We start from the raw sequence: 16674 nt of genomic DNA, 5'->3' as shown, positions 1-16674 counted from the left end.
CGATGCGCTTTGACGACATGACCGGCGCCGGGGACACCTTTCCCCGGCGTCTTTTCGTCTACAACGGCGGCTTCCTGTGGCAAAGCCGCTTGCGGCGGATCCTCGGTTTGGCCGGCTATCGTGTAACGACCGGAACGCCCGGTGCGGGCGACCTTGTCGGCGTCTGGGGACAGTCGCCTTACGCCCACAGGGGCGAGGCCATGGCCGCACGCAGCGGCGCCACGCTGGTCCGGATCGAAGATGCCTTTCTACGCTCGCTTCACCCCGGACGCGCCGGAGAACCGCCTCTTGGTCTGTTGGTCGACCACAGCGGCGTACATTTTGACGGGCGCGCGCCCTCAGACCTTGAAACGTTGCTGAACACACATCCGCTGGATGACACCGCCTTGCTGGACCGGGCACGCGGTGTCATGGCCCGCATGGCCGAGGCGCATCTGAGCAAGTATTCCGCTACCCGTCTGGACGTCGATTTGCCCGCCCCCGGCTATGTTCTGGTGGTCGACCAGACCAGCGGCGATGCCTCGGTAACGGCAAGCCGGGCGGACCGCGCGCGGTTTCTAGAGATGCTCTTTGTCGCGCGCGAAGAAAACCCCGGTGCGCGCATCATCCTCAAGACCCACCCCGAAACCGGAGCGGGCTTTCGGCCCGGGCACTACCGGACCGAGGATACCGGCGGCGAGGTGACGCTCTATGATGGCCCGGCATCGCCTTGGTCGCTGCTCGAAGGCGCGACTGCGGTCTATACTGTTTCGTCGCAGATGGGGTTCGAGGCGATCCTCGCCGGCCATCGTCCCCGCGTCTTTGGCGCGCCCTTTTACGCGGGCTGGGGCCTGACTCAGGACGAAGATCCAATCCCCCGCCGCCGCAGGCAACTGACGCGGGCACAGCTTTGCGCGGCAGCCCTGATCCTGTTCCCGCATTGGTACGATCCCCACGACGACCGACTGTGCGAAATCGAAGATGTGCTCGGCACGCTGGAGGCCCGCGCCCGCGCATGGCGTGAGGATCGCCTTGGCTGGGTCGCCTCCGGCATGCGCCTGTGGAAAAGAGCGCCTCTGAAGAAATTCTTCGGGCAAGAGGGGCCGCTGACCTTCGAAGATGATGTGGAAAAAGCTGGGGATATCGCCAAGCGCGACGGGCGACCGCACATGTGTTGGGCCGGAAAGGCAGCGGGAAAAACCGTTCGTGTCGAGGATGGCTTTCTAAGATCGCGGGGACTGGGCGCAGAATTGGTGCCGCCGCTGTCCCTGGTGCTGGATTCCGAAGGGATTTACTACGATCCCACACGCCCATCGGCGCTGGAAAGCTGGGTGCGGCGCCGCGCCGCCACTATGCGACCCGACCAAATCCGACGTACCCACAGGCTTATTGATGCACTGGTGAGCGAAGGCTTGTCCAAATACAATCTATCCGGAGACCTGCCTGCTCTGCCGCCCGGCTACCGCATCCTTGTGCCAGGACAGGTCGAAGACGATGCATCGGTGCTGAAAGGCAGTCCCGGCCTACAGAACAACGCCGCCCTGCTGGAGCGCGCGCGGACGGAAAACCCGGACGCTGTCATCCTGTGGAAACCCCACCCCGATGTCGAAGCCGGTCTGCGCCGGGGGGCGGTCGCATCTCCCGAACGCTGGGCGGATATGGTGCTGGACCGTTGCGACATCGGGGCCGTACTGCGCGAGGTCGATGCAGTCTGGACGATGACATCGCTCACCGGGTTCGAGGCGTTGCTGCGTGGCTGCCGCGTGGTCACACTCGGCGCACCGTTCTACGCCGGTTGGGGCCTGACCCGGGACCTGGGCCCGGTTCCGGCGCGCCGTCTTCACGGGCCTCGCCCGACGCTCGAGGCACTGGTCCACGCCACCCTGATCGATTACCCCCGGTATTTCGATCCGGTCACAGGTTCACCCTGCCCGGTAGAAACCACCGTCAAACGCCTGAAAACGGGCCGCATTCCAAGGCCCGGAGCCGCCAATCGCCTGCTGTCCAAGCTACAGGGTGCGCTGGCCAGCCATGCAGATCTGTGGCGTCGTTAAGGTTTTGTTACACAAACTTTACTTATTGCCCTGAAAAAAAGTTATTTTCAGACTTATCCACAGACAGCTTACGCATCGTAAACAACCCTAGGGTGCCGTTAACCTTTTGTTAACGCGCCTATTAACCATTTCCCTTGCGACGCCAGATATGGCGGATATCGCCACCCTCCCGCGTGACATCCACAAGCTCGAAACGGGGGGCTTCATCCAGATGGGCGACACCCAACGCGCCGATACCGGGATGGCCTTCGGCCCCCAGCGCCATCCCTGCGGTAAAGACATGCAGCTCATCGACAAGGTCATGCAGCAGCAAAGAGCCCGCCAACTGCCCGCCGCCTTCGCAAAAGACGCGCGTCAGTCCTTCGGCACCCAGGGTTTGCAGCATCGCCAGCGGATCTATCCGCCCGCCCGCGATCTGGCAGGGCAAGAGCCGCGCGCCGATCCCTTCCCATGCCGAGCGCAGTTCCGAGCGCGCCTCGGGACCGTGGCACAGCCACAGCGGCACCTCGCGGGCGCTTTGCGCCAACTGGCTCATCAAGGGCACGTCGATCAGTCGTGATACGATCACGCGAACAGGTTGCCTCCGCGCACCAAAGCCGCGCACGGTCAGTTGCGGATCATCGGCCCGGGCTGTGCCAGCCCCGACCATGACCGCATCATGGCTGGCCCGTAATGCATGCACCGCGCGCCGTGCCGTGGGACCGGTGATCCACTGGCTTTCGCCGGTGGCCGTCGCGATGCGCCCGTCCACTGTCATTGCCAGCTTCAGCGTGACCCAGGGACGCCCCTGCGACAGACGCAAGAAAAAGCCCGCGTGATCCATCAGGGCCTGATCCGCACCGACGCCTGTCGTCACGACCACCCCGTGTTTGCGGAGGTATTCAAAGCCCTGACCGTCCACCCTTGGGTCACTGTCGGCAATCGGTGCCACCACCCGCGCGATGCCGGCCTCAACCAGCGCCATACAACAGGGCGGCGTCTGGCCATGATGGGCGCAGGGTTCCAGCGTTACATAGGCGGTTGCACCGCGCGCGGCCTCTCCGGCCATGTCCAGCGCCACCCGTTCCGCATGCGGCCTGCCGCCCGGCTGTGTCCAACCACGTCCGACGATGCGTCCATCCCGGACGATCACGCAGCCAACCGCCGGGTTTGGCCACGTCTGCCCCATGCCGCGCCGGCCCAACGCCATCGCGTGGGCCATGTGGCGCCGATCTTCGGATGTCACTTTTCAGCCTGAGTTTCTGGCCGCAACTCGCTGACGAACTTGTCGAAATCATCCGCCGCCTGGAAATTCTTGTAAACGCTGGCAAAGCGCACGTAGGCAACCGTGTCGATCCGCGCCAACGTTTCCATGACGATCTCGCCGATCATCTTGGAGGGGATATCCGTTTCCCCCATGCTTTCCAGACGCCGCACGATCCCCGAGATCATCTGGTCGATGCGTTCCGGTTCGATCGGGCGTTTTTGCAGCGCGATGCGGATCGACCGCTCCAGCTTGTCACGATCGAAATCCTCGCGCCTGCCATTGGTCTTGATCACGACAAGATCGCGCAGCTGGACCCGCTCATAGGTGGTGAAACGCCCCCCGCAGGCCGGACAGAACCTGCGCCGCCGGATCGAAACATGGTCTTCCGCCGGACGGGAGTCCTTTACCTGGGTGTCGATATTTCCGCAAAACGGGCAGCGCATGGGCCCATCCCCTCGTAATTCCTGTTATTCCTGCCGCTGGTCATGGGGTTTGCCCCCATTTATCCACAGCCACTATAGGTCAGCCTCCAGAATTTGGGTAGAGGGGAATTCGCGCCGCTAGATAATGGTTTCTCAACCAGGAATATGCCAGTTTCGACCGCGGGCCGTGGTGACATATTCCGGCCAGGGCAGATCGACAGGCGGCGCGTAATCGGCCAGGGGCGGGATCGGGCCTGCGGCGCGGCGGGTTTCGAATTCCGACCATGTGGCCCGGCGCGCCCCGTCATCCGTCAGCAAGCGCAGCGCCGTCCGCGCCAGCACGCGGCCCGCCGCCTGAACCGTCGGGTCGATCAGTTGCGGAATCCCCCCCAGCGCGTTCATCGCCCAAGGCGGATAAGGCCCCCCGCGCAACGCCGGACGGCCAATATAGATCCGCGCAGTCGGTGCGTGCCAGCACATGTCGGTGTAGTCGTCCGAGGTGCTGTTCAACTGGCTGGGCGGCAAATCGCGGCGCAGGATGGTCTCGGCCTCTTGCGGTGCGATCAGGCGGGTACATTCGGGGATCAGTGGATCCTCTGTTGGCTCGGACCCGCAGGCCGATTGCACCTGCCGTGCCAGATCCAGCGCATCGGCCCCGTAAGACGGCGCGCCCACCTGCTGCAACGCCTGCCAAGCGATCTCTGCCAAGGCGTGGTTGGGCAGCCCAGGGCGCGATTTGCTGACCCAGATCTTTTCAACCGTGCAGCCGGTGATCTCGGCCACGTGGCGGGCCAGCCGGTCCAACTGCGCGGTGATCTGCTCGGCCATCTGAAGGTCCGGCACGCGCATCAGATATTGCAGGTCCGCCTGACGCGCCGGCAGGTTGTCTGCCGTCGCCTGCCCCGTGGACAGGATCGCCTCGGACAGGGACCAGCCGCCGCGATGGGGCAGCATCGAGTCCCGCAGGCTGCGCCCCATCTGGTACATCGTGACCAGCGCGTCATTGGCACCCGGTGCCCGCACGTCGGAATGACTTTGCGGGATCGGGGGCACGCCATCGCCCCCCTGCATCCATGTCTGCGGCGCATCACAGCGGAAACGATAAACAAAGGAATAGGCCGCACCGCAATGGGTATCCCAGCGGACGGTATTGCACAGGGGCAGCATATAGAACGGATGCCAAGACAGCATCGCCGCCAGACCATCGTAATATCCCGCCGCCGCATGCAACGGCTTTGACCCGCGGACCTTTTCCGCAGGCTCGCCTGTGATCTGCAAACCGCCGGGAATACCATGCGCCTGCATCGCGGCCTTTGTCGCCAGCACCCCGGCCAAGGCCCCCATCCCCAGCGCCGAATGTGGATCCGTGTGGCCCGCCGCCAAGGGGCCAAACCCCTCACGCGGGGCCTCATAGGGCACGGGCGCCTGACAGTTGGCGGGCACGGCGTCATATTCGGCATACATGCCGATCATCGGCCCATCGCCCTGCGACCACCGCGCACAGAAGGCAGTCGGCATGCCGCCCGAGCCTTCTTCGACCTCGAACCCCTCGGCCCGAAGCCGCGCCACGTACCATTCGGCCGAGCGATACTCGCGCCAGGCTGGTTCGGCAAAGTCGAAAATCTGCGAACACCACGCCGAGAGATCCCCGGCGTGGTCATCCATCCAGCGGTCAGCAGTCTGGTTATGCAATGTCAAAATTTCCTCGGGTCGCTCGCCTCTTTGAGGTAGTCTGGCATGGTCTGGGGGCCGCCCGACAGCAGAATTTGCGTCCGGTCCTCCATCCATTGTTCGATTTCATCTGGCGAAGGATCCGCAAGTTCGATCCATTCGAGGCACCATTCCATTTCCTGCAACAGCTTCGCCTCGGGCACATCTGCCAGCGACATTTCGGGTTCGTCCCAGCGAGGGCCGCCGAGGAAAACCGCCGCGTACATGATCTTGGCCTTCTTGGCGGGTGTGCCATTGACCAGCAGCGCCTCGTAGAACATGCGGTGCACCTCGCGCCAGGTGCGGGTGCGATAGGTTTCCAGCGTTTCGTTCCCGACACCGCAATAGGCATCGTGCAAGGCCGCGGCCATCAGGTATTCGCGGCTTTGACGGTCCCCGATCAGCGGCGCAAAGATCACCGGGATCGTTGCCCCGTCGGTCAGCGTCTGCGGCGGCGCGGTCCACTTGTCGCCGCTGGCATCGATAAAGTCGATCTTGGCCTTGGTCGGCAGGAAAGCGTGGTGATAATTCTCGATGAACACGGGTTCACCGGACATCTGAAGCGGCCCACCGATAAAACGGCACAGGCGGTCGCGGCTTTCGACCTCCAGACAGGTACCCGCCGTGGCGGCACCATGGCGGGCCAGATACTCGGGCACGCCGATCACGGCACCGGCTCCGCCCGCGACAAGCAGGAGGCAAACGGCAAAAAGCGCCCGACCTTTTGTCTTGCGTTGCATGAGTTCAATCCCGGATGTGGTCTGAAAAAACGTGGCAGTTATGCGCTACAGTCTACCAGCGGCGCATGCAGGAACAATGGCGGAATACCTCACCCGCCCAAATGCGCAATGATTTCGCGGTGATGCGGGGTATCGCGATGCTCGAACAGGTAGATGCCCTGCCAGGTTCCCAAGGCCAGCCGGCCGTCCACCACCGGGATTGAAAGGCTGACCGGCAACAGCGCCGCCTTGATATGAGCGGGCATGTCGTCCGGTCCTTCGCAACGATGTGTCAGGTAGTCCATCCGGGGATCATCCGCATGCGGCACAAGCCGACGGAAAAACGCATCCAGATCGCGGCGCACATCCGGATCGGCATTTTCCTGGATCAGCAGGCTGGCCGAGGTATGGCGCAAAAACAGTGTGCACAGCCCCTCTGGCCGCCCGGCCCCGGCCACCCAACGGGCCGCGTCACCGGTGATTTCATACAAACCCGGGCCCGAGGTCCGAACACAGAAACGTGATTGCATTACGCATCTTTCCCGAAAATTTCGCACTAGGGTAATCGCATCCGTCAGTTGGAACCGCAACGGCCCGGCGCGGATCACAGGGAGCCCTCCAATGAACGACCAGACTCCGCCGCGCCGCATGACGGCCGCCGATTTTGACCAGGAACTATTGGACCTTTACGACTATTATGCCCACGGGCGGATCACCAAGCGCGAGTTCCTCGACCGGGCGGGTAAATTCGCCGTCGGGGGGCTGACCGCCGCCGCGCTTTTGAACATGCTGTCGCCCGATTACGCGCTGGCCCATCAGGTCGACTTTACCGACCCCGACATCATCCCGGAATATATCGAATATCCTTCGCCCAACGGGCATGGGTCCGTGCGCGGATACCTGGTCAAGCCGGCCAATGCCACGGGACCGCTTCCGGCGGTCGTCGTGGTGCATGAGAACCGCGGGCTGAACCCCTATATCGAAGACGTGGCGCGCCGTGTAGCCAAGGCGGGCTTTATCGCGCTGGCGCCGGACGGTTTGTCCAGCGTCGGAGGCTACCCCGGCAACGACGCCGCCGGCCGCGATCTGCAACGCACCGTCGACGGCGAAAAACTGATGAACGACTTTTTCGCCGCCTATGAGTTCCTCGCCGGGCACGACGACACCACGGGCAAAGTCGGCTGCGTCGGTTTCTGTTATGGCGGCGGTGTCTGCAACGCGCTGGCCGTGGCCTATCCGGAACTGGGTGCCTCGGTTCCCTTCTACGGCCGTCAGGCCAGCGCCGAGGACGTGCCGCGCATTCAGGCACCCTTGCTGCTGCAATATGCCGAACTGGACAGCCGCATCAACGAAGGCTGGCCCGCCTACGAGGCCGCGCTCAAGGAGCATGGCAAGACCTACACCGCATATATCTACCCCGGCGTGAACCACGGGTTTCACAATGACTCGACCCCGCGCTACGACGAGGCTGCCGCCGAACTGGCATGGGAACGGACGATCGCCTTTTTCAACGAACATCTGAAGTAGGGGCCCGCCGTGGCCGGGCAGGCCCCGGCCACGGTTTCCGTGCTGTTGCAAAACCGTCCAGCAGGAGAGGCGATCCCGCAACAGGGCACATGAAGTTCGCCAGCTATCTCACGGGACTCAAACAGATAAGATTTCACTCGCAACTGGCGAAAACCGTGTTGCACAGGACACACCAACGGCCTGTTCGATAGGATAGGGTCCCCCCACGAGGATTAACACAGGGCCCTCGCTTCGCTACTCTGCCTCCACCCCCCGAGGGACATAAAAAAAACAATACGGAGGCGGGTGCACAAGCATCCCGGCAGTACATGACCCTACGTTTCTTCCACTGCAGTTCCTGCGGTCACAAGATGCGCGTGGCACATGACCATTGCGGTTCCTGTTACCATACCAAACCTTTCTGGCAGACACCGTTTGTGTTCTGGGGCAGCGTCGTTTTTGGCTCCCTGTGTCTGTTTGTGACCATGGCGGCGGGCCTTGTTCCGCCGCTACCCGCGGCAAAACTGGCAAATCAGGACAAACCCGATCACGCCAAACGCCCAGAGAGCACGGATTTGGCCGAAGCCAGAGCCGCCAACATCGCAGCCATTGTGCGTTTCCCCGCGGAACCCGCGCTCACAGCGCAACAACTTGACCATTCGGACAAAGCCCCCCGCGTCCGGCGCCAACCACGGTTTGCCAATCGTCAACCGCAAACGGCCCCGGCAGCGCGGCGTGAGCTTCGCGCCGAAATCTGAGGGCGCGACCACTCCGCGCCCTGAACCTTGGACAAAGAAAAAGGCACCGCATATCGCGGTGCCTTTTTTGATTTCCTGGCCGTTTCTGCGGCGTCTTACTGATCGAGGAAGCTGCGCAGCTTGCGCGACCGCGACGGATGCTTGAGCTTTCGCAGGGCCTTGGCCTCGATCTGGCGGATCCGTTCGCGCGTAACGCTGAACTGCTGACCCACTTCTTCCAGTGTGTGGTCGGTGTTCATGCCGATGCCAAAGCGCATCCGCAGGACCCGCTCCTCACGCGGCGTCAGCGACGACAGCACGCGGGTCGTGGTTTCCTTCAGGTTTTCCTGAATGGCGGAATCCAGCGGCAGGATCGCGTTCTTGTCCTCGATGAAATCGCCCAGCTGGCTGTCTTCCTCGTCGCCGATCGGCGTTTCGAGAGAGATCGGCTCTTTGGCGATCTTCATCACCTTGCGGACCTTTTCCAGCGGCATTTGCAGCTTTTCGGCCAGTTCCTCGGGCGTCGGTTCGCGACCGATTTCATGCAGCATCTGGCGACCGGTCCGGACCAGCTTGTTGATCGTTTCGATCATGTGCACCGGGATACGGATCGTGCGCGCCTGATCCGCAATGGACCGGGTGATCGCCTGACGGATCCACCAGGTCGCATAGGTCGAGAACTTGTAACCGCGGCGATACTCGAACTTGTCCACGGCCTTCATCAGGCCGATGTTGCCCTCCTGAATCAGGTCAAGGAATTGCAAACCACGGTTCGTGTATTTCTTGGCGATCGAAATCACGAGGCGCAGGTTGGCCTCGACCATTTCCTTCTTCGCCTGACGCGCTTCCTTTTCGCCCTTCTGCACCTGGTTCACGATGCGGCGGAATTCCGAGATGTCCAGACCGACGTACTGACCGACCTGCGCCATGTCTGCGCGCAGCTCTTCGACCTTGTCCGTCGAGCGTTCGATGAACATCTGCCAGCCGCGACCGGACTTTTCGCCCATACGGTCCAGCCAGTTCGGATCCAGTTCGTGGTTGCGGTATTCTTCGATGAATTCCTTACGGTTGATCCGCGCCTGGTCCGCCAGCTTTACCATGGCGCTGTCGATGGACATGATACGCTTGTTGATGCCGTAAAGCTGGTCGATCAGGGCCTCGATCCGGTTGTTGTGCAGGTGAAGCCCGTTCACCAGTTCGACAATTTCGGACCGCAGCTTTTGATACAGCGCCTCGTCCTGCTCGTCGAAGGAACCGTCCTCGTTCAGCGTGGCCGAGATCCGGCTGTCCTGCATTTCTGCAAGCGCTTCGTAATCCTGCGCAATCCGGTCGAGCGTTTCCAGAACACGCGGCTTGAGCGCGGTTTCCATCGCGGCCAGCGACATGTTGGCCTGCTCGTCGTCGTCGTCATCATCTTCCTTGGCAATCGGATTGCCATCGGCGTCATATTCAGGCTCGTCGCTCTTGGGTTTGGCCGAGGTCTCGACATTGCCCGTGTCGACCACGGGTTCGTCGATCTCGCCATCCTCGCCCATCTGGCCCGAAAAGGTCGTCTCAAGGTCGATCACATCGCGCAGAAGGATGTCCTCGGACAGAAGTTCCTCACGCCAGATGGTGATCGCCTGGAAGGTCAGCGGGCTTTCACACAGCCCGAGGATCATCGTGTTGCGACCGGCCTCGATGCGTTTCGCGATGGCAATTTCGCCTTCGCGCGACAGAAGTTCGACGCTGCCCATCTCGCGCAGGTACATGCGCACGGGGTCATCGGTGCGGTCCAGCTTTTCCTGACCACCGGAGGCCAGCGTCACTTCGCCAGCCTTCTTGGTTTCGACCAGATCGGTCGATCCCTTGTTTTCGTCGTCTTCCTGCTCTTCTTCCTCGGTGACCTGGATGCCCATTTCGGACAACATGGACATCACGTCCTCGATCTGGTCGGACGAGACCTGGTCGGGGGGAAGCACCTGGTTGAGTTGATCGTAGGTGATGTACCCACGTTCACGGGCCTCGGCGATCATCTTCTTGACCGCCGCCTGGCTCATGTCGAGGCTTACATCCTCTTCCTGGTCTTCGGACTTGACGTCTTCGTTGTCCTTGGCTGCCATGCGGCTCTCCTGATGGGGGGCTCGGAAACGGGAGCGATTCGCTGAAACGACTCAATAGCGTGATTCGGCGATTCGCACACCCGTCTAACCTTGTTTCTTTACCAGTTCGTCACCAATTCGCCGATTATTTTCGGCCTTTCTCAAAGCGAATCTGCGACAGAAGCGAATCGAACGCGTTGCGTTCCTCCCGGTCGATCGGCGCGCCGTTCGGGCCAACGTCATATTCGGCGTCATCCTCATCACGGCGGCGGCCCGCCTGCGCCCGAACCCGCGCGGCCTCTGCCAGTCGCCAGGTCAACGCCTCGTCAGCCCGCGCTTCCAGATCTTCTTCGGCTTCCTTCAGTTCCGCCTGCCAGCCATCCTTGGCTGCCAGCTTGGCCAGTTCCTCGGCCACCGTCATACGCGCGAGCTCGGCGTTTCCAGGGGTTCGGATACAGGGCACCACCGCCACATGGCGTCCGGACCGAAGGTTTTCAAGGGCTCCGGGACCAAGGCTCGCCTCGACTTCGCGCAGCACCCTGTCCGCATCGCCGATCCCGCGCAGGATTGCATCGCGCAGCAGGGACAGTTCATCGTCGCTACAGGCCATGTCTTCCAGCTGCGCCTCGAATTCTTCTGCGATTTGCGGGGCTGACAGCACCGCCGCAAGGATCACCTCTTGCCGCAGGCGTTGCTCGGCATCCTCCCCGGCGGAGGCCAGCAGCGACGACTTGGCCCCCGGGGTCGGCACCGCAGGCGCAGTACCCGGCCGGAACTTGCCCCGCTGAAAACCACCCGCTCCCTGGAATCCGCCGCCCGGCCTGGGGCGCTGAGGCCGCGACGAACGGAACGCCTCATAACGCAGTTCTTTCAGCGCCTCGCCATAGTGATGGCGCAGGCTGGGATCTTGGATTTTGGCGATGCGGCTGCGCAAAGCCTTGTCCAGCGCCGCCCGCCGTTCGGGACTGTCCAGCACAAGCCCGTCGGTTTCCTGCCGCCACAGCAGTTGCACCATGGGCAGCGCGTTATCCAACACCTGTTTGACGGCCTCCGGCCCTTCGGCCCGCAGCAGGTCATCCGGGTCCTTGCCTTCAGGCATGATGGCAAATCGCACGCCCTTGCCGGCCTCCAACAGCGGCAGGGCCAGATCGATTACGCGATAGGCAGCGTTCAAACCGGCCTTGTCCCCATCCAGCGCAAAGACCGGCTCATCCGAGATCCGCCACATCATCTGCAACTGCGGTTCTGTCACCGCCGTGCCAAGGGGCGCGACAGCGGCGGCAAAACCCGCCTCGGACAGGGCGATCACGTCCATATAGCCTTCGCCCACGATCAGCCTTTGTCCCCGGCCGGTCGCCTCGCGCGCGGGCTTGAGGTTGAACAGGTTGCGGGACTTGTCGAACAGTTCCGTTTCGGGCGAGTTCAGATATTTGGCATTGTCATTCGGGTCCATCGCCCGACCGCCAAAGGCGATGGCCCGGCCACGACCGTCCCGGATCGGGAACATGATCCGGTTGCGAAACACATCATATGGCGCACGTCCCTTGTCCGAGGCGCGCACCAGTCCGGCCCCCAGCAGCAGGTCCATCTCGATGCCGCGCCCGGTCAGCGCCTCGCGCAGGTTCTCCCACCCCGGCGGCGCAAACCCGATCTCCCAACGTTCCAGCGCCGCCCCGTCCAGACCACGGCGCGCCAGATAGGCCCGCGCCTCGGCCCCTGCCCCGGTCTTGAGTTGCAGACGGAAGAACCCCACCGCCTGTTCCATCACCTCTGACAGTTGTGTCCGTCGATCCGCCTTTTCCTGAGCACGCGGATCCTGCTTGGGCACCTCCATTCCCGCTTCCTGTGCGAGAATCTCGATGGCTTCCATAAAGCTGACGTTCTCTGTCTCACGGACAAAGGAAATTGCGTCGCCCTTGGCGTGACAGCCAAAGCAATAGTAATAGCCCTTGCGGTCATCCACATGAAAAGACGCGGTTTTTTCATGGTGAAAGGGGCATGGCGCCCAAAGATCGCCCTTGCCTTGGTTGGACTTGCGGTTGTCCCACAGAACTTTGCGCCCCACCACCTGCGACAGGCTGGTGCGGTTTCGCAACTCATCAAGGAATCCGGGGGGGAGGCTCATGCCCCTCAATATCGCTCAGCGCGGCCCCGAGGCAAGACCCCTGCTCAGAGCGCCTCGCACTGGGCGCGGGCGGCCTTGCCCAGTTCCGGGGTCAGTTGCGCTTCGGGCACGAGAAAGATGAAATCGACCAGTTGCCCGGCCGCGTCCTTGCCCATTTCCTTGGCCATGGTGCGGCGGACCTTGTTCTTGTTGTCACCGTCCAGCCGGGCTTGCGCGGCCATGTTGAACCAGGTTTCCGTCTGTTCGCACTTATCCACGTCCTGCGCCATGGCGCCAGAGGCGGCAATTCCGAACGCGGCAATGAAACCCAAGACTCGCATGGTGGCTCCTCAATAGCAGACTGAGGTGGGTTCTAGCCCGCCACCTGCCGCGCGGCAACCGAGGCCATGGCTTCGGAGAGTTCATGCGCAAGAGTCCGCGCCATCGACCGGAAACACATGATCTGAAACCCTTCGGGTACGCGGCAAACCGAAACGGTCATGTGCTGGCACAAAGTGCGCGCGGCATGACCTTCGGGAAAGGCGCTCTCACTCAGATCCAAGGGCACCAGCCGCGCCAGAACGGCTTCGGCATCCTCGCCCGCCAGCAGCACAACTGCCCATGCATCGGATTGTTCGGTCACGGCGGCAAAATCCTGCAACGACGGATCTGGCTCCGGGCCCAGCAACATGGCCTGCCCCCGCGCCGTCCACAGGCATGTGGCCCCGCCCCCGCCGGTCAGCCGACCGGCCGAGGGAAAGCCGACACCATGGGCCGCCTGCAAAGCCTCTGACAGCTCTGCCTGCCGGCCCTTGTACGGCATCAAGGCCGTGATCCTCCCCGGGTTCACCTCGCTCAGCGTCACGTTGCCCTTGCGAACGGGCAACACCCCCTCACAGGGCGTCAAGGCCGTCAGTTCAACCACGCAACCGTCCTCCATCCGTGTCGAAGGCCACCGGATCGGTCACAAGGCAGGTCAGGTCGACCCCGCGCAGGTGATCGACGATCCGCACCTCTTCGCCGATCCGCGCCCGTCCGTTTCGCAAGAACCCAAGGCCCAGCCATGTCCCCAGCGTTGGCGAAAATCCGACCGAGGTGATATAGCCCTGATCGTTGACCCGAACCGGCTCTGCCCCCTTGTCGAAGAGATGCGCACCAGCGGTCAGTTCCTGCCCCACGGTGACAGGCTTCAGCCCGACCAGTTGTTCACGGTCCGCGTCAACCAGCCCGGGCCGCGCCGCCAAAGCCTTGCCGATACAGTCTTTCTTGGCCGAGACCATCCGGGCAAAACCGATGTCGAACGCGGTTGTGCGGCCATGGATCTCGGCATGGGTGATATGCCCTTTTTCGATCCGCAGGACATTCAGCGCCTCCATCCCGTAGGGACCGCCGCCCATGGCCTCGGCCCGGCCCAGCAACACCTCGAAAAGGCTGGCACCATAGCGCGCGGGGACAGCGATCTCATAGGCATGTTCCCCGGAAAAGCTGATCCGGAACAGCCGCGCCGCAACACCGCCAATTCTGACCGGCCCGCATTGCATAAACGGAAAGCTGCCGTCGTCGATCGGTTCATCCAGCAGCGCGTTCAACACCTCTCGCGACTTTGGTCCGGCCACGGCGAATTGCGCCCATTGTTCGGTCACGGAAATGAACCGCACGTCCACCTCCGGGCAATAGGCCTGGCGAACCCAGTCAAGGTGTTTCATCACCTGCCCGGCCCCGGCGGTTGTAGTGGTCATCACCCAACGGTTCTCCGACAGCCGCGCGGTCGTGCCATCGTCCATGACGTGCCCGTCCTCGCGCAGCATCAGACCATAACGCACCCGCCCCGGTTTCAGCGTCGAGAATGTGTTTGTATAGACGAAATCAAGAAAGGCACCTACGTCGCGGCCCTGAAGCTCGATCTTGCCAAGGGTCGAGACATCGCAGATGCCGACGCTCTCCCGCACCATCTTCACTTCGCGATCACAGGACTCGCGCCACGTGGTCTCACCCGGCTGCGGGAAATAAGACGGGCGATACCACAGCCCCGCCTCGATCATCGGAGCGCCCCGCGCGACGCTGCCCGCATGGGACGTTGTAAAACGTTCGGGCGCAAACCCCTTGCCTTCTCCGCCTGCCCCCATGGCGGCAATCGACACGGGCACATAGGGCGGCCGAAAGGTGGTGGTGCCGGTTTCCGGAATGTCACGCCCGGTGGCATCGGCAAGGATTGCCAGCGCCGAAACATTTGAACTTTTGCCCTGATCGGTGGCCATGCCCTGCGTCGTGTAGCGTTTCATATGCTCGACGCTGCGGTAATTCTCGACCGCGGCCTGCTTGACATCCTTGACGGTCACGTCGTTCTGAAAATCCAGCCATGCACGGCCCTTGCCCGGCACCGCCCAAAGCCTGCGGATGCGATAGGGCTCGTCGCTGGCCTCGGGGATCACCGGCATCTCGCCACGATAGCCAAGGGCCTCTGCCGCGTCCCGGCCCGCCTCGGCCCCCTCGCGCAGACAGCCAGCGGTCGAGAATGTCCCGCGCGCGGCCCCCGCCACGCTCATTCCGGGAACCGCCCCGTCACGAGGCACAAACGCTGCGATGCGGTCATCCCATTCCGGACGCCCGTTCAGGTGACAGGTCAAATGGACCGAAGGATTCCACCCGCCCGAAACGCCCAGCGCCTCGGCCTGCAACCGCTTGATCGCCCCCTGCGGTCCGATCAGGTCAATGGCCTCCAGCCCCTTGGCCCCATGCGCCCGCGCCACCTGCCAACCGGGATAGAACGGCACGTCGCCAGCGCGGTTTTCGGCGTCATGCCGGCTGTCCACCAGAGCCACCACATCCACGCCCGCCAGATGCAGGTCCCGCGCCGTCCGGTGAGCGTCGTCATTGTTGCCAAAGACCGCGACCCGCTGTCCCGGCACCACGCCCCAGCGGTTCAGGTACTTGCGCAGCGCCCCCGCCATCATGACGCCGGGCCGGTCGTTGTCGCGGAAGGCAATATGCCGCTCCAGCGCCCCGGCGCAAAGCACGGCGCGCTTGGCCACGATCCGCCAGAAACATTCGACCGGCGCATCGCCGGGATCGGCAAGATGCTGCGTCACCCGCTCCAGAGCGCCAAAGGTGCCCCCGTCATATGCGCCGGTGATCGTGGTGCGCGGCATCAGGCGCACGTTTTCCATCGTTGCCATCTCCGCCGCCAGCCCGGTCGCCCAGCTACACCCCGGATCACCGTCGACGGTTTCATCCTCGCCCTGCAAACGCCCGCCGAAACAGCAATCTTCGGTGGCAAGGATCACCTGCGCCCCGGTCCGGGCCGCCGTCAACGCCGCCATCAATCCGGCAGGCCCGCCGCCGATCACCAGCACATCGCAAAAGGCATAGGCCTTTTCAAAGCGCTCGGGACTGGCCTCGCCGGACAGCGCCCCCAATCCGGCGGCGCGGCGGATCATCGGCTCGTACAGCTTTTCCCAAAAGCTCTTGGGCCACATGAAAGTCTTGTAATAGAACCCCGCGCCAAAAAAAGGCGCCGCAAGGTTGTTCACCCCCAGCAGGTCGAAATCCAACGAGGGAAAGCGGTTCTGGCTGCTCGCTTCCAGTCCCTGATACAGTTCCTGAACCGTCGCACGGGTATTCGGATCGGACCGCGCGCCAGTGCGTACCGTCACAAGCGCGTTGGGCTCCTCGGACCCGGCGGTCAAAGGTCCGCGCGGACGGTGATACTTGAAACTGCGCCCCATCAACCGCACGTCCGCCGCCAATAGCGCCGAGGCCAGCGTATCCCCCGCAAAACCGGTATAGGCCTTGCCATCAAAGGTGAAATCCAGCGGCTGCGCGCGGTCGACGCGCCCCTTGCCCTCAATCCGCATCGGCGGCCTCCACCAGTTCGACCGAAAACACCTCATGCGTGACGGTATCGCGCTCGACCACCAGCCACGAGGTACAGCCCGCCTCGTGATACCACAGCTCCCGGGTCCGCCCGGCCGGGTTGTCCCGCAGGTGCAGCCAGTCCGCCCAGACCTGCGCCGCGGCATCCGCGGCGGGCCGGTCCAGCATCACCGCGTCACCCTGATAATAGAACTCGCGCCGATCGCGCGTGCCACAGATCGGACAGGTCAGCCGCATCTTTCC

13 protein-coding genes are annotated in these 16674 nt (G+C 63.1%); 2 read left to right on the top strand and 11 right to left on the bottom strand.

All coding sequences use genetic code 11. The features are described from left to right. Positions 1 to 2: 2 nt before the first annotated feature. Positions 3 to 2033 carry a capsule polysaccharide biogenesis protein gene (locus KJP30_RS19035; RefSeq protein WP_246594609.1) on the top strand — a complete coding sequence of 677 codons (2031 nt, stop codon included), beginning with the start codon at positions 3 to 5 and terminating at the stop codon, positions 2031 to 2033. Positions 2034 to 2154: 121 nt separating this feature from the next. Here KJP30_RS19035 and ribD read toward each other — a convergent pair whose 3' ends face one another. The 5 genes from ribD to KJP30_RS19010 form a co-directional block, all read right to left on the bottom strand. Then, on the bottom strand, positions 2155 to 3258 hold the full coding sequence (gene ribD / locus KJP30_RS19030) for a bifunctional diaminohydroxyphosphoribosylaminopyrimidine deaminase/5-amino-6-(5-phosphoribosylamino)uracil reductase RibD (protein ID WP_321206942.1): 1104 nt from the start codon (positions 3256 to 3258) through the stop codon (positions 2155 to 2157). Next, complete coding sequence (gene nrdR, locus KJP30_RS19025; protein WP_218450906.1) at positions 3255 to 3722, bottom strand: transcriptional regulator NrdR; 468 nt, start codon at positions 3720 to 3722, stop codon at positions 3255 to 3257. The genes ribD and nrdR overlap by 4 nt, the downstream gene beginning before the upstream one ends. Positions 3723 to 3854: 132 nt before the next feature. Beyond that, a complete protein-coding gene (locus KJP30_RS19020; protein ID WP_218450905.1) occupies positions 3855 to 5366 on the bottom strand; it encodes a zinc-binding metallopeptidase family protein in 1512 nt (503 codons plus the stop codon). 29 nt (positions 5367 to 5395) lie between these two features. Beyond that, complete coding sequence (locus tag KJP30_RS19015) at positions 5396 to 6151, bottom strand: DUF1353 domain-containing protein (protein ID WP_218450904.1); 756 nt, start codon at positions 6149 to 6151, stop codon at positions 5396 to 5398. An 89-nt stretch (positions 6152 to 6240) separates the two neighbouring features. Beyond that, the gene (locus KJP30_RS19010) at positions 6241 to 6660 is read right to left on the bottom strand and encodes a secondary thiamine-phosphate synthase enzyme YjbQ (RefSeq protein ID WP_218450903.1); all 420 of its coding nucleotides are present in this window, start codon (positions 6658 to 6660) and stop codon (positions 6241 to 6243) included. 91 nt (positions 6661 to 6751) lie between these two features. On the opposite strand from KJP30_RS19010, the gene yghX reads away from it, so the two are divergent. After that, positions 6752 to 7657, top strand: coding sequence for a YghX family hydrolase (yghX, locus tag KJP30_RS19005; RefSeq protein WP_218450902.1), 906 nt, complete (start codon positions 6752 to 6754; stop codon positions 7655 to 7657). Between the two features lie 832 nt (positions 7658 to 8489). Here the strand turns inward: yghX and rpoD are convergent. From rpoD to KJP30_RS18975, 6 genes are all read right to left on the bottom strand, one after another. Continuing rightward, positions 8490 to 10475, bottom strand: coding sequence for an RNA polymerase sigma factor RpoD (gene rpoD, locus KJP30_RS19000; RefSeq protein ID WP_218450901.1), 1986 nt, complete (start codon positions 10473 to 10475; stop codon positions 8490 to 8492). A 124-nt stretch (positions 10476 to 10599) separates the two neighbouring features. Beyond that, a complete protein-coding gene (gene dnaG / locus KJP30_RS18995; protein WP_218450900.1) occupies positions 10600 to 12579 on the bottom strand; it encodes a DNA primase in 1980 nt (659 codons plus the stop codon). A gap of 44 nt (positions 12580 to 12623) precedes the next feature. Beyond that, the gene (locus KJP30_RS18990) at positions 12624 to 12899 is read right to left on the bottom strand and encodes a hypothetical protein (protein WP_218450899.1); all 276 of its coding nucleotides are present in this window, start codon (positions 12897 to 12899) and stop codon (positions 12624 to 12626) included. A gap of 32 nt (positions 12900 to 12931) precedes the next feature. Continuing rightward, positions 12932 to 13483, bottom strand: coding sequence for a sarcosine oxidase subunit gamma (locus KJP30_RS18985; protein ID WP_343222796.1), 552 nt, complete (start codon positions 13481 to 13483; stop codon positions 12932 to 12934). After that, positions 13476 to 16412, bottom strand: coding sequence for a sarcosine oxidase subunit alpha family protein (locus KJP30_RS18980; protein WP_218450897.1), 2937 nt, complete (start codon positions 16410 to 16412; stop codon positions 13476 to 13478). The genes KJP30_RS18985 and KJP30_RS18980 overlap by 8 nt, the downstream gene beginning before the upstream one ends. After that, positions 16402 to 16668, bottom strand: coding sequence for a sarcosine oxidase subunit delta (locus KJP30_RS18975; RefSeq protein WP_218450896.1), 267 nt, complete (start codon positions 16666 to 16668; stop codon positions 16402 to 16404). Before KJP30_RS18975 ends, KJP30_RS18980 begins: the two co-directional genes overlap by 11 nt. Between the last annotated feature and the right edge of the window lie 6 nt (positions 16669 to 16674).

Origin of the sequence: Antarctobacter sediminis, assembly GCF_019218285.1 — a bacterium.
In the GTDB taxonomy this organism is placed as follows: domain Bacteria; phylum Pseudomonadota; class Alphaproteobacteria; order Rhodobacterales; family Rhodobacteraceae; genus Antarctobacter; species Antarctobacter sediminis.
This window is presented reverse-complemented; position numbering and strand designations above follow the sequence as displayed.

What these genes read in the sequence shown, in the direction of transcription:
- KJP30_RS19035 (WP_246594609.1), top strand. Translation starts at nt 3, where the DNA reads ATGCGCTTTGACGACATGACCGGCGCCGGGGACACCTTTCCCCGGCGT.
- nrdR (WP_218450906.1), bottom strand. Translation starts at nt 3,722, where the DNA reads ATGCGCTGCCCGTTTTGCGGAAATATCGACACCCAGGTAAAGGACTCC.
- KJP30_RS19020 (WP_218450905.1), bottom strand. Translation starts at nt 5,366, where the DNA reads ATGGATGACCACGCCGGGGATCTCTCGGCGTGGTGTTCGCAGATTTTC.
- KJP30_RS19015 (WP_218450904.1), bottom strand. Translation starts at nt 6,151, where the DNA reads ATGCAACGCAAGACAAAAGGTCGGGCGCTTTTTGCCGTTTGCCTCCTG.
- KJP30_RS19010 (WP_218450903.1), bottom strand. Translation starts at nt 6,660, where the DNA reads ATGCAATCACGTTTCTGTGTTCGGACCTCGGGCCCGGGTTTGTATGAA.
- yghX (WP_218450902.1), top strand. Translation starts at nt 6,752, where the DNA reads ATGAACGACCAGACTCCGCCGCGCCGCATGACGGCCGCCGATTTTGAC.
- rpoD (WP_218450901.1), bottom strand. Translation starts at nt 10,475, where the DNA reads ATGGCAGCCAAGGACAACGAAGACGTCAAGTCCGAAGACCAGGAAGAG.
- dnaG (WP_218450900.1), bottom strand. Translation starts at nt 12,579, where the DNA reads ATGAGCCTCCCCCCCGGATTCCTTGATGAGTTGCGAAACCGCACCAGC.
- KJP30_RS18990 (WP_218450899.1), bottom strand. Translation starts at nt 12,899, where the DNA reads ATGCGAGTCTTGGGTTTCATTGCCGCGTTCGGAATTGCCGCCTCTGGC.
- KJP30_RS18980 (WP_218450897.1), bottom strand. Translation starts at nt 16,412, where the DNA reads ATGCGGATTGAGGGCAAGGGGCGCGTCGACCGCGCGCAGCCGCTGGAT.
- KJP30_RS18975 (WP_218450896.1), bottom strand. Translation starts at nt 16,668, where the DNA reads ATGCGGCTGACCTGTCCGATCTGTGGCACGCGCGATCGGCGCGAGTTC.